11 protein-coding genes are annotated in these 13,489 nt (G+C 43.4%); 3 read left to right on the top strand and 8 right to left on the bottom strand.

From position 1 onward, the window contains the following. Positions 1 to 14: 14 nt before the first annotated feature. From BA724_RS05070 to BA724_RS05060, 3 genes are all read right to left on the bottom strand, one after another. Positions 15 to 614 carry a lytic transglycosylase domain-containing protein gene (locus BA724_RS05070; RefSeq protein WP_069937857.1) on the bottom strand — a complete coding sequence of 200 codons (600 nt, stop codon included), beginning with the start codon at positions 612 to 614 and terminating at the stop codon, positions 15 to 17. A gap of 110 nt (positions 615 to 724) precedes the next feature. Further along, positions 725 to 2,236 carry a glycine betaine uptake BCCT transporter gene (locus BA724_RS05065; protein ID WP_069937581.1) on the bottom strand — a complete coding sequence of 504 codons (1,512 nt, stop codon included), beginning with the start codon at positions 2,234 to 2,236 and terminating at the stop codon, positions 725 to 727. Between the two features lie 105 nt (positions 2,237 to 2,341). Next, positions 2,342 to 3,844, bottom strand: coding sequence for a hypothetical protein (locus tag BA724_RS05060; protein ID WP_069937580.1), 1,503 nt, complete (start codon positions 3,842 to 3,844; stop codon positions 2,342 to 2,344). Between the two features lie 219 nt (positions 3,845 to 4,063). On the opposite strand from BA724_RS05060, the gene BA724_RS05055 reads away from it, so the two are divergent. The 3 genes from BA724_RS05055 to BA724_RS05045 all read left to right on the top strand — a co-directional run bounded on the left by BA724_RS05055 (position 4,064) and on the right by BA724_RS05045 (position 6,702). After that, positions 4,064 to 4,414, top strand: a complete 351-nt coding sequence (locus tag BA724_RS05055; protein WP_069937579.1) for a DUF485 domain-containing protein — start codon at positions 4,064 to 4,066, stop codon at positions 4,412 to 4,414. Beyond that, on the top strand, positions 4,411 to 5,934 hold the full coding sequence (locus tag BA724_RS05050) for a solute symporter family protein (protein ID WP_069937578.1): 1,524 nt from the start codon (positions 4,411 to 4,413) through the stop codon (positions 5,932 to 5,934). The genes BA724_RS05055 and BA724_RS05050 overlap by 4 nt, the downstream gene beginning before the upstream one ends. 63 nt (positions 5,935 to 5,997) lie before the next feature. Further along, entirely contained in the window at positions 5,998 to 6,702 is a 705-nt protein-coding gene (locus BA724_RS05045) for a L,D-transpeptidase family protein (protein ID WP_245676150.1), read from the top strand. Positions 6,703 to 6,712: 10 nt separating this feature from the next. Here the strand turns inward: BA724_RS05045 and BA724_RS05040 are convergent, their stop codons facing one another. From BA724_RS05040 to BA724_RS05020, 5 genes are all read right to left on the bottom strand, one after another. Beyond that, a complete protein-coding gene (locus tag BA724_RS05040) occupies positions 6,713 to 7,939 on the bottom strand; it encodes a PucR family transcriptional regulator (RefSeq protein WP_069937577.1) in 1,227 nt (408 codons plus the stop codon). 188 nt (positions 7,940 to 8,127) lie between these two features. Beyond that, positions 8,128 to 8,307: a hypothetical protein gene (locus tag BA724_RS05035; RefSeq protein WP_069937576.1), complete on the bottom strand. Its 180-nt coding sequence runs from the start codon at positions 8,305 to 8,307 to the stop codon at positions 8,128 to 8,130. Between the two features lie 168 nt (positions 8,308 to 8,475). Next, positions 8,476 to 9,072 carry an SCO family protein gene (locus BA724_RS05030; RefSeq protein WP_245676148.1) on the bottom strand — a complete coding sequence of 199 codons (597 nt, stop codon included), beginning with the start codon at positions 9,070 to 9,072 and terminating at the stop codon, positions 8,476 to 8,478. 102 nt (positions 9,073 to 9,174) lie between these two features. Beyond that, positions 9,175 to 12,282 (bottom strand): AAA family ATPase, encoded by a 3,108-nt coding sequence (locus BA724_RS05025; RefSeq protein WP_069937575.1) that lies wholly within the window; start codon positions 12,280 to 12,282, stop codon positions 9,175 to 9,177. Beyond that, the gene (locus BA724_RS05020; protein ID WP_069937574.1) at positions 12,279 to 13,400 is read right to left on the bottom strand and encodes an exonuclease SbcCD subunit D; all 1,122 of its coding nucleotides are present in this window, start codon (positions 13,398 to 13,400) and stop codon (positions 12,279 to 12,281) included. Before BA724_RS05020 ends, BA724_RS05025 begins: the two co-directional genes overlap by 4 nt. Positions 13,401 to 13,489 lie beyond the last annotated feature (89 nt).

The raw sequence follows: 13,489 nt of genomic DNA, 5'->3' as shown, positions 1-13,489 counted from the left end.
CCCGGCGGATTTTATTATTGTTCCTGTTTTGTGTACTCATCTACGTAATATAAGATGTCCGTCACATATTGATCGCTTTTGTTATACGCAAAAATCGCCCGTTCAACGTCACCATCCGCTGCCCCATTTTCGCTTAAATAATGCGCTGCACTGTAAACAGCATCTTCTAAATTAAACGGGTCTGCTTTGCCGTCTCCGTTTGCATCTACCCCATACCCCCCGTATGTTGCAATCACATTCGGATCTGTTTTTTCCGCTTCAGGAATATCACCTTCACCAAGACCGCTGCATGTCGGGTGTTCCCATCCGACAAATGTACATGGCATAAACTGCATCGGCCCTTCTGCGCCAACCGGAGAAATCATCGGATCCATCGTAGAGAATTTTGTTTCTACCCGGTGATGCGCCGCAAGAAGCTCCCATTGAATTCCATACTCTGATGCTGCAGCTTTATAAATGGGAATGTACTCTTCAGGGATCGATTTAGACTGCAGGAATTTCGGTGTTTTGTCCGTCATTGAAAAAACGGCCAGCAAAAGAACGGCTGCAAATAAAAATGGAACCGCCAGACAGCCGTATGCCCGTTTCTTCAGTTTTCTTCTTTTTTTTGCCATGATATTTTTAACTCCTTTAATGCTCGTGCTTAACCCATCATAGAAAAGACCGAACAAAACTTCAAGCAAAATAAATCCCCCACCGGGAAACGATGAGGGATTTATAATCATTATGTGAGCGGTCTCCGCCCGTCTTTTTTGCGCATTTCTTTTCGTTCTAGTAAAAATGCCTTATAAAGAGAAACCATCATTAAAATCATGATAACTGAAAATGGAAACGCTGCAGCAATGGCTGCATTTTGAAGCGCCTGCAGTCCGCCACTGTATAAAAGCACAACCGCAATAAGCGATTGGAAAATGCCCCATGTGACTTTTACATTGTTTGGCGGTGTCAACGATCCATACGTTGTTTGCATGCCGAGCACAAAAGTAGCAGAGTCCGCTGATGTAATAAAGAAAGTAGAAACAAGCAAAATGGCAACCACGGATAGTAATTGCGACAGTGGCAGCTCATCAAATACAGCGAACAATACTTCTTCTGTCGCATATTGTGTTAAGTCTGCTGCGCCTTCCATTTGAAGATTCATGGCGGATGCACCAAACACTGCAAACCAGAAAAAGCTCACCAATGAAGGCATAAGCAGGACACCAATTAAAAATTCCCGTACGGTCCGTCCGCGGGATACCCGGGCGATAAATACGCCGACAAATGGCGCCCAGGAAATCCACCATGCCCAGTAGAAAATCGTCCAGCCGTTAATCCAGCTGTTGTGCTCTTCATTAAGCGGCGCAATTTGAAAACTCATCTGCATGATGTTTTGCAAATATGAACCGATTGTATCTGTAAACATATTTAAAATAAACATGGTTGGTCCAAGAAACAGCATTAAAACAAGCAATACAATCGCTAGGACCATGTTTGCGTTGCTTAAAATCTTAATCCCTTTACCCAGTCCGGACAGGGCGGACATGATGAACAAAACAGTTACAACCGCAATAATTATAAGCTGTACTGTAAATGAAACAGGTACCCCGAACAAATACGAAAGACCGCCATTAATTTGTGCTGCGCCAAAGCCAAGCGTTGTGGCAACCCCAACAACAGTGGCAAAAACAGCAATCACATCAATGACTGTGCCAATCCATCCTTCAGCATACTTTCCGAGTACCGGCTTCAATGTTCGACTGATCAGTCCCGGTTCTCCTTTTCTAAACTGGGAATATGCAAGCGCTAATGCCACGACTGCATAAATGGCCCATGCATGGAGACCCCAATGGAAAAACGAATATCTCAATGATTCCCGAAGCGCTGCATCTGTTCCTGGTTCTGAAAGCGGACTTGAAATCGCGTAATGGCTAAGCGGTTCAGCCGCACCCCAAAAGACGAGACCAATTCCCATCCCAGCGCTAAACAGCATCGCAAACCATGTGGCAGTCGAGTATTCTGGCTTTTCACCCGGCTGTCCTAGTCGAATTTGACCGATTGGACTAAATACAAGTACAAGACAGAATAAAACAACAACAGATACTAAAATCAAATAGTACCACCCAAATGCGGACGTAATAAATCCTTGCACATTCGCCGTCACTGCACCGAATGATTCAGGAGCGGCCGCTCCAAACACTGTGGCAGCCATGACTAATGCCGCGGTCCACCAAAAAACGGTTGATATTTTTTTCATACATTTCCCCTTCCATATTATGCATCCATTGCAAAATAAAATAGTTATAATGTCGCGTTTCTTTTTGAGACACCTTTAATAAGGTATCAAAAGTAAAGAGTCCTATCAAGCGATAGGACTCTCAGCAAGTACTTTTTCAGCGTCCAGCTGTTTTAAACCTGGTGTTTTGGAAGCGGATTCCGCCGCTTTTTCACGCAGTTTCAGCTCTTCACTTTTCATTTCCGATAAAGATTTTAATGCTTCTTCTTCTTTTTTTCTGAGCCGACTGCTTTCGAACTGCCAGCCGTTTGCGGTTGTACGCGCTGCTGTTAACTCCCCAATTAAATCAGCTTCATAATATGGATACTTTTCCATTACTTCATCTGCCATTTTTTCGTAAGAGGTTTGAAGTTTTTTTTCTAATGTGTTTTTTTCTGTCTGCCAATAAGCATTCGAGAGCCATGCACCGGTCACTTTTAATACACCTGTTTTTGATTTGTTCGCTTCTATTTTTGCGGTTACCCGCGATAATTTTTCCCTTAAACGTGTATTGGTTATACTTACATCTCCTAAATACGGGCGGGCATCATCTGTTTTTAACAGCACAATCAATCGTTCGCGCAAATTATGGTAAATAGCACGCGCACGTTCTTCAGCACTTTCCGCTAAAGCACGCTCTTTCTTAAGTTGAGCAATGTTTTTTTCTTCTTTTTGCTGCTCTATTTTCAGTTCATTTATTTGTCTCAGCAGCAACAGATAAGCAGATTCTCTCGTTGTCCACTCAGAGGCCAAAACCGATTCATCAATCGGTTGAGCATTTTCATCTGGTATATACAAAAGCAGCATGGCTGCCGGTAACGACCAGCTTCCTGATAATAAGGTTTTGATCGCCGCATCTGTTGTAAATAAAGCATCGGGGTGAAGAATCCATAATTCTTTTGGCAGGCCCGGCGGCACATCTTTATGGATAGACGGGAAGATGCGGCGATACATGTCGAAGCCTGAGCGTGTCCCAATTTCAAAGAGAAGCGATGCTGTACCTGTTTCTGCAATGATCTCATCAAATGAGGCATCATGGCTTATTTTCAAGTGCTCAAAAATCTGCACTTTTTTATAGTCTGGAAGCTGCCCCCAATAACGCCGGATGTTTTCTTGCAGCGGTTCTTTTTCTTCATTTACTTTTTCATTTTTCAAAAACCGTTCCAGTAGCTGCACGTATTCATAATGAAGCATAAACTCTAATTTATTTGACAAGAGAGATGCTTCAAACTGCTCTTCAGCGGATGGATCTTTTTTCACTTTTTTCTCAAACCACTTATTGCTCATCTCTGCCGCATATGCCATTACTTTTTCTTTTTCGCTTAAGCGTGCAGCCGGCAATTTCATCAATTTAGATAAAGCGATAAATACATCCAGCTGCAAAACAGAGTCCGGAATGCTGCTTCGCTTTTTCATTTCATCGGCGATCGCTTTAAAATAAGGGACGGTCTCTTCTTTTGAAAAACGGCTTTTCGCTTTTAATGTAAGCAGTTCCTTTGCTTGAATTGAGTAAAGAATAGCATGAATAATCCGGAGCCTCTCACCCGTTAAACTCGATACAGCCACTCCAACCGATTTTATTTCCGTCATGTTGATCCGCTCCATTTGGTGTCTTTTTTTTTGATTGTACACGAAATAGACTGGAAAGAAAATGAAAGACTATTTTTCTGACCAATTAGTCTTTTTTCACAAAAAATTCACTTTTTTATCGAAAATAGTTGCTAATCCGTGATTGTTTTTTTAGAATAAAGGTACAATTCTGAATTGAAAGCGATTACAGAATTGATTACGACCTAGGGGAGATCTATTATGGAGCAGAAAGTCGAACATGTTGTACAGCCGCAGCGGAATCATGATTATGAAACGATTGCAGCCAGCCCAGAGTTTAAGTCACTGGTCAGAAAGAAGAACAATTTTTTACTTCCGGTTACTGTCTTTTTCTTATTGTTTTACTTTACACTGCCGCTCTTAACTTCATTTTCCACCGTTTTAAACAAGCCAGCGATTGGCGACATCTCGTGGGTATGGATATTTGCCCTGGCACAGTTTATTATGACATGGACGCTATGCATGATGTACGTCAAAAAAGCAAATCAATTTGACACAGAAGCAGATCAAGTTTTAACTAAACACAACAAATCGGAAGGTGATCGTCTATGAGTATTGCTGGACTCTTTTTCTTCGCCGCAATTGTCGGATTAACTCTTTATGTTACATATCTTGCTTCCAAGCGGACAAACTCAGCCAGCGAATTTTACACTGCAGGCGGCGGACTGACCGGTTGGCAAAACGGGATCGCAATCGCTGGTGATTACCTTTCAGCCGCCTCTTTTCTTGGTATTGCCGGAGCCATCGCTTTAAATGGATTTGACGGATTTTTCTATAGTATCGGGTATCTCGTTGCTTACCTGGTTGTTTTATATATTGTGGCTGAGCCCCTTCGCAACCTCGGTAAATATACACTCGCCGACATGATTACTGCCCGGTTCAATCAGCAAAAAATTCGGGGAGCCGCAGCCGTCAGCACATTAACAATCGTTTTATTTTATATGATTGCCCAGCTTGTTGGGGCCGGTGCACTCATTCAGCTTCTGCTTGGCATCGATTATTGGATCGCTGTTTTGCTTGTAGGCATTATGATGACTACCTATGTTTTGTGGGGCGGAATGGCTGCCACAAGCTGGGTACAAATTATTAAAGCTGTTCTATTAATGATTGGAACAATTATTATCTCATTCCTTGTTTTAATGAAATTTGATTTTAATATTTTTAAAATGTTCAGCGACATGAAGTCTGTTACACCTGCCGGCGAAGCATTCCTTAATCCCGGTGTTAAATACACAAATGGCATTGATACGATGTCAATGATGATCGCGCTTGTATTTGGAACAGCAGGGCTGCCGCACATTCTTATGCGTTTCTTTACAGTAAAAGACGCAAAAACAGCCCGCAGTTCTGTTGTTTACGCAACTTGGATCGTAGGAATATTTTATATCTTAACCATTTTCCTTGGTTTTGGTGCTGCTGCTTTTGTGGGATCTGAAGACATTATAGCAGCGAATGCAGCTGGGAACATGGCCGCTCCGCTTCTCGCTCAGGCACTTGGTGGTGACTTGCTTATGTCATTTGTATCCGCTGTTGCTTTTGCCACTATTTTAGCAGTTGTAGCCGGTCTCGTCTTATCGGGTGCCTCCGCTTTTGCCCATGATATTTACGGACAAATTATTAAAAAAGGCAAGGTTACGGAAAAAGAACAAATGAAGGCAGCCCGCTTTGCTTCCATTGCTGTATCCGTCTTCTCGATTATTTTGGCTTTAGGTGCACAATCGATGAACGTTGCCTTCCTTGTATCGCTTGCATTTTGTATCGCAGCAAGCGCCAACTTGCCAGTCATTATTTACACGATCTATTGGAAGCGTTTTAATACAACGGGTGCTCTCGCTGCAATGGTAACAGGATTAGTTACTGCTCTTGTGCTCGTTGCATTGAGCCCGAATATTTGGAGTCCTGAAGGTACAGCTATTTTAACAGGAACAGCACTGTTTCCATTAACAAATCCAGCGATTATTTCCGTACCGGCAGGCTTCATTGCGGGTTATATCGGATCTGTCGTTTCTGCAAAAGCAGATGAACGCAAATACGCAGAGGTAGCAGTGAAAGCTAATACTGGGTTAAAATAAAAAGAGGAGCAGACGGAATGGTCCGTCTGCTTTTTTATCTTACTAGAAAAGGAGGTTATTTGGTTGCGTAGAATTCTTGCAGCAAGTTTATGTATTCTTCTAGCCGCCACACTCTTTCCGGCAGCCCCGCATGCAGCAGATCCATATGCAGAAGCTCTTTTACATGTAAAAGACAGCAAGCAAGTCATCATTGCGGCAGGAAGCACCAAGTCTTTAAAAGCCAACATCCGTCTTTACGAAAAAACCGGAAATAAGTGGAAGTTTATCAAGACCTATCCCGCTGTAACGGGTAAAAGCGGTCTTTCATTCACCAAAAAAGAAGGTGACGGCGCGACGCCAACCGGCATGTACGAAATTGGCCGAATGTTCGGCTACGGGAAAAAACCAGCCGGCGTCCGTACGAGTTATACCGCCACAAATCAGTTTCACTATTGGGTTGATGATCCAAAATCTGCTGACTATAACAAATGGATTTATTACCGTGGCAATCCGGCATCACGCTGGAAATCGTTCGAACGCCTGAATCATGAATTGTATAAACACGCCATTGTCATTCGCTACAACGAAAATCCGATTGTCAAAAATGCCGGCAGCGCCATTTTTCTTCACCGCTGGCGCACAAGCACTACACCGACAGCTGGCTGTCTTGCCCTTAGTGAATCTCATTTAATCGCTTTAATGAAGTGGCTGGACCCGGTCCAATCACCGAAAATCGTCATTGGCACACCAGACTCGATTCGGTCTGATTTAAAAAACTCATCTCCCTAAACAGTTCCAATTATAATAGCGAATGATCCATACGCCGGATTAGCAGATCGATATACAAAATTGTTTTTTCGTTCATGTCTTTGCTGTTAAATCCGGTAATTTCGCTAATTCGCTTAAGCCGATATGCGAGTGTGTTTGGGTGAACGTGCATAACCTTGGCTGCATCATTTATATTACCGTCATGCGCGAGAAACATATAAATCGACTCAGCCATGTTTGCGTTATGCGTCTCGTCGTATGCATCCAGCGCGTCAATAACCGCATTTCTTTTTCCTAAGCGGATATCACGGAATTGTTCAATCGATTGGAAAATGCCTAGTTTGTCAAAACAATGAGGCAGTTCGATTGTAGAAAAGAGCTGCTTCATTTTAAAAACATGGAGCGCTTCCTGATAGCTGTCCTGTACACGCAGCGGATTTTGAACGGTTGTACCGGCTGCGCCTGCAGGCGTTATACCAAGACGTTCTGCTGATTTGGCAATGAAATCGTCAATGTAGCTGCTGACGGAGTCCAAGTCATCCATTTCTTTAAATCTGATCAACATAACAAGCTGCTCACCGTCATAGGTACGGGCAATGCATGACAGCTGTTGAAGCGTTTCAGCCAAATAATCAATTTGCCTTTCAAGCGTTCGGTCAATCGAACGGCTAAAATCAAACAGAATCACTAACAAGCTTCCTGTTAACGATAGTCCGTACGTTTTATTCGACTGCTCCACTTCATTTCGGGTGGCAAAATGACCCGTTAATAATTTCCAGAAAAATTCTTGATGGCTTTCTTCTGCGGCACGTTTTCGTTTTTCATGCTGCAGCAGCTGATTTTTGACCGCTTTTGCCGCTTCTTTTAAAATCGCTATTTGTTCATCTGAAAAATGCGCGCCAGACTGAGCCCAAATAAAACCGATCACTTTATCCTGTTTCCGGACAGAGATGGCAACACGCTCACCGAGAGACACTTGGTCAATCGCCGGGATAATGACGGGCTCTTCTGTGTCAAAAAGTGTTGGAATCGCACCACTTTTCCATAAGCTGTTAATTACATGTTCCGGCACTCTCCGCCTCATGATCGTTGCAATCCGAACCGGATCAATTTCTCCTTCATGACGGCTGTAGGCGATAATTTGATGATTGGCATCTTCTATCGTAATGGGACAAAGGAGCGCCTCGCTAATTCGGTCCGCCAGCATTTCGATTGATTCATATTCATGGGCAAAATAATGTGATTTATCGTTCGACATATCGTTCCTCCGGTGCAATAGGTTACGTTTATTATAATCGCCGATTGATCACTTGTAAAAAAAATTAGGAAAAGCGGGCTCCATTGAACGGAACCCGCTTATTGATGCGGCATTTGACTTTTATCGGTGAAGGGACTTCTCGAAAGATAGGCTCAAATTAGAAGGATTTTTGACGTAAGAATGAGGGATTAATATTTTCTCGAACCGCATTTTGGGCAAATATAAACGTCTTCCGCATCAAAAATGGAGCCACACTTTGTTTGTTCGAGCACGACCATGGCGCTTCGGAGTTCCGCCCGCTGCCCTTCCCATCCACACTCACACTTGACGCTGCTTGTTGAGCCAAACTTATACAAGCCATAGTTCATGTTTATTCACCCCTTAAATTAGATTATTCAGATAAATATCTGTATATTCATTTTACACATTAATCCATTATTCTGCAATAGAATCAATATTAATTTTTTGTAAATCCCATAAAAGTCAAGACTTGCTTTACGAAAAACTCCGGATTTTCATCCGGAGTTCCACCTATTTCATTGCTTTGATAATTGCTTTACATCTTGAACAATTTCATCGTATGGAACATCTTCGCTGCCCTGTTTAGTTCCTTGATAGCTTTTAACGGCTTTCCCTTGTTGATCGACTAAATAGAAGCTTGTTCCATGGACAAATTGATCCGAATTTGGGTCTGGAATAGCGATTGCTTGAAAGCTTTTCTCCGCGAATGTACCGATCTCCTCCTCTGTATAGCCTGTTAACAGGTGCCAGTTGGTTTCATCCGCTTCATAGTGGGAAATATATTCTTTCAGCGCTTCTGGAGTATCACGGGTTGGATCTACACTAAATGAAACAATTTCGTAATCCTCTATCCCCTCCTCATTCAGCTTATCCTGCACCTCACTCATGTTCCGAGTCATCGGTGGACAAACTGTTGTGCAGTTTGTGAAAATAAAGTTCGCCAGCCATACCTTTCCTTTCAGATCCGCTAAGCTGACTTTTTCACTATTTTGATTTGTATTTGTAAAGTTTTGGACTTCTACGTCCATATTCCCTTGAAAATCACTGTTACTGCATGCAGACAGCATAAAAAGTATGGTTACTGAAATAAAAATAGATCGAAATGATGTCAAAAAATTCCCTCCAAACAGCTTTTATATCTTTATGTTAGAGGAAGCGGGCTCATTTCTCAACGTTCTTCATTTGTTTATCGTGAATAATTTATGAACGTTTTTTTATCGCTCTCCCGTGAAAACAAATTTCGCTTTGCTTCCGGTGCTAGACTGCCCTACTTCAAGCCGTGCATCAATTCGCTCTTTCAGCTCCGGTACATGAGAAATAATGCCGACGAGACGGCCATCTGCTTGAATATCCATTAATGTTTCAACCGCCTGATCCAGCGATTCAGGATCAAGGGTTCCAAATCCTTCATCAACAAACATCGTCTCAAGCGATACGCCGCCCGCATAGTTTTGAACCACTTCAGCTAACCCGAGCGCCAGCGCGAGAGCGGCTTTAAAGCTTTCTCCCCCGGACAATGTTTTAACGTGACGGCTCGCACCAGTATAGTGATCAAACACAAGCAAGTCCAGCCCGCTTTGTGCATTTCCTTTCGACCGCTCTGTTAACCGCTCAAGCAAAAACCGGCCATTCGTCATCAACGCTAACCGCGTATTGGCCGCAGAAAGGATCTCTTCCAGAAAAGAAGCGAGCACATATCGTTCAAAGGTGACTTTCAGCTCATTTTTCCCGTGTGCGACTTCATATAAATGACCCGCAAGCCGGTATGCTTCTTCGGCTTGCGCCATTTGACCGGCTATTTCTTCAACGGCTCCACGAATACGAATGGATTCTTTTATTTGTGCCATCAATGAAGCGGCTTGATCCGTCCAGCGGGTAAGTTCTTCATTCAACATAGAAATTTCTTCGTCCAGCTTTGCAATGTTTGTCCGAACGCCTCCATCAAGAGCCGCTTTCAGTTCCGTTATGAGTAAAAGAAGATCGCGCTGCTTTTGTTCGTATGCCTTTACCCTTTCTTTCATTCTAGCAAGCGATTCAATGAGTTGTTTCGCCTCTTTATAAAGTTCAACGGAATCAAAATCGGCTTCTTCGCGCTTTTGAAGAAAAGCAAAATTTGCTTCATTGAGCGCAGACTCCGCCCCGTCTACAGCCTGCATACGCTCATTGAAAACAGAATCAGCTGTCCGCCACGCTGTATTTGCTTTTTGAACGGCTTCCATAGCTTGTTCATATTGATTTTGAAGACGAGTTGTTTCTTTCTCAAGCCGCTCAAGCTCTTTTACAAAATAATCACTGCTCCGCATCCGTTCCGGGATGGCTTGTTCAAGCCGCTGCAACGTACTTCTTGATTGAATAAATGCTGTATTGGCATTCATTTCTTCTATTCTATTTTGGTCCAGTTGAACGGTAAGCCGTTGTTTTTGCTGTTTGATAGAAAGAAGCTGCTGTTCCAGTTTTTCTTTTTTGACCATATTTTGTTCGGCCTGTCTGCGATTTTTTTCGGCTTGCTTTAAACGGCCAAGGGCTTCTTCCACCCCGAAATCTGCGGGCAGTTTCTTTTCTAACTTCTCTACTGTATCTCGCGCGCTTTTCAAAGAAAAACGGGCTTCTGTCCATTCCTGCTCTGCCTGCCGGTTTTCCTGATGGCAGCACTCCGCTTTTTTTTCAGCTTCCTCAAGCCTTTGTTCCGATATTTGAGAGCTATCTGCTTTAGCCGGATCTGGATGATGAACAGCGCCGCATACCGAACAGGGCTCTCCTTCTTTCAACTGGCGGGCAAGCATGGCCGACTGCCCTTTATTCCATTCGATCCGGATATGCCGTAATTGTTCTAATGCGGCAGCAGCATTTGCAGCCGTTTTTTCAGCCTGGTGCCGTGCTGCATCCTCTGCTTTTTCTTGTTCTTTCAATACATTTCGGGCAGCAGTCAGCTCTTCGAATTGATCAAGCAGCGCCCTCAATTTTTCGATCAGATACCCCGTTTCTAAATACGTTTCTTTCGAAGACTGCAAACCTTGAAGCAACTGCTCTGCTTCCTGTTCATTGCTGGACATTTCTTGCGTCTTTTTCAATAAATGAATACCGGCTTGTTTTGCTTTTTCTAAGTGTTCTTGGCCTTGTTTCGTTTCCTCTTCTGCACTTCGATACGCATAAACGTCCTCTTTAATGGAATGAAGCTTTTGCAGCTGTTTCGCTAATTCATCACGAGCTGGCTGCAACTCTTGTTCTTTCTTAAGCTGTTCATTCGCCTTTTCAAATAACCGGACAGCTTCATGCACCGCTTTTTCTGCTTCATTTCGGCGGTTCATAGCCGCTTGGGCCGCTTGACGCGCTTTTTGTTCAATTATTTCATAGGAAAGCAGCTTTTCCGCCCGTTCTGCCCGGTTCATTTGAGATTGAAGTGTTTCAATCTCTTCTTTTTTTTCATTGAGCTGTTCTTTTTCTTGTAAAGCTTTCTCTAATCGGTCAAACTGGGCATTTCGAGCCAGCCCCCGCTCTCGTTCACCTAATAATGAATCACGGCGGCTGCTTATAGCTTTTACGCGTTGCTGCAACGAGTCATACTGCTCGTTCATTTCAGATAAGTCCACGTCCAGCTGCGGCAGGATGGCGTCTTTTTGAATGGCTTCCTGCTCAAGCAACACACTCATGTCCAATGAATATGCCGGAAGACTTTTTAAAAGAGCGATTTGCTGGTCGGCCGCTTTTCCAGCTTCTTTTTTAAGCGCATCGGATTTTTCTTTCAGTACATCTTCCACGCGTTTATAAAAGGACGTTTGAAAAAGCTTTTGCAAAATCTTTTCTTTTTCCTGGCTCCCAGCCATTAACAGCTTTTGAAATTCCCCCTGTGGAATCATTAAAATTCGTCTGAATTGATTTGCCTCGAGCCCAATTAATTCATTCATTTTTTCATCCGTATCTCGAACATTTGCCGCGAGGAGTTCCTCACTTCCGTCAGCCTTTTTTTCGTACAGCTCAGCCGTCGCCGCTGCCATTGTCATTCCACCACCCCGCGCTTTCAGCTTTTCCTGCTGCGGTGTCCGCCGAATAAAAAACGTTCGTCCCTTTAATTGAAACAAAAGAGAGACTTCCGTCATTTGTTTTGGATCGGCAAATTGGCTTCTCATATCTGAAGCACTCCGGTGGTCCCCACTCGGCTTCCCGTACATAGCAAAACTGATGGCATCGAAAATCGTCGTTTTCCCCGACCCTGTTTTCCCGGAAATGACAAACATTTTTCGATTTTCGAGCTCTGAAAAATCAATAACCTGCTGGCCTGCGTATGGACCAAATGCTGTCATTGTTAACTTGACTGGCTTCATGAGCGGTTATCCTCCTTTTTTGCTTCTTCCATTACTGACGTCATATACGCCTTTTTTTCTATTGAAAAAGGAAGGCCAGTCATACCGGTGTAAAATTCCTGAAAAAGCTCCAGCTCATTTTGGCGTTTTCTCCCTGAAGCCGTCGTTTCAAAGGCAGTTGGTGCGGCAGATGCTTTTTCAAGGTGAAGGATATTTGGAAATCTATGTTTCAGCTTTGCCATTGGATCGATGAGTGCTCCTTCATCTTTTAACATTATCTTTATATAGTCATCAGAGGGCTCAACTTCCATTAATTCATCAAAAAATCCGGTCATTACCTTCATTTCACGCACTGGCTTTAATGTTTCTTTTTTGATAGATACGTGCTTTTGGGCATCGATTTCCACAATAGACACACTTTTTGTATGGGCCGCTTCAGAAAAAGAATATTTAAGCAGCGACCCCGCGTATTGAACGGACGGGTGCTGAATCGCCTGCGGATTGTGAAGGTGCCCAAGGGCCGTATACTGAAAGGGTGCAAACAGCTCAGCTCCAACATTCCCTGTTCCCCCTACAGATAAAATGCGTTCAGAATCACTCGTTTCGCCCCCTGTCACAAACGCATGGCCAACCGCAATATGAATGCCGTCCGAATCCATCTTTTCACTTAACCGGCCTGTCAATACATTCATTGCATCGTGGTGGGTATGCACAGAGTCATCACCAAATAAATGCCGGATCACACCGGGTTCCGCGTAAGGAAGACAGTGAAAGTGAACGCCTTCAATAACGGGACAAAACATCTCTTTTTCTATTTTTCCGGCAAGATAAAAACGATTTTGCCGGAACCACGTTGAGCCAAACGCCAGCCGGTCCGCACTGTCATGGTTGCCGGAAATCGCGACAATCGGAATATTCATTTCAACATTAACCGTAAAAAGTGTTTCATTCAGCAAATTTACAGCAGACGCCGGCGGAACCGACCGATCATACAAATCACCTGCGATAACGAGTGCGTCCGGCTGCTCCTGCTCAATTAATCGAATCAGCTTTTGCAGCATAAAGCGTTGATCCTCAATCATTGAAATGCCATGCACCATTTTACCGAGATGCCAGTCAGCCGTATGAATAAATTTCATTTCGGTTTCCTCCTAGTACGTATGTATGTTCCGATCATATCAAATGAACAGCATATTGAAAAGAATCAACAAGTCTTCTTCTGTTTGGT

The sequence above is a fragment of the Domibacillus iocasae genome (assembly GCF_001750285.1).
Classification (GTDB): domain Bacteria; phylum Bacillota; class Bacilli; order Bacillales; family Domibacillaceae; genus Domibacillus; species Domibacillus iocasae.
Note: the sequence above shows the minus strand (reverse complement) of the source record. Positions and strands in the feature narration are given on the sequence as shown.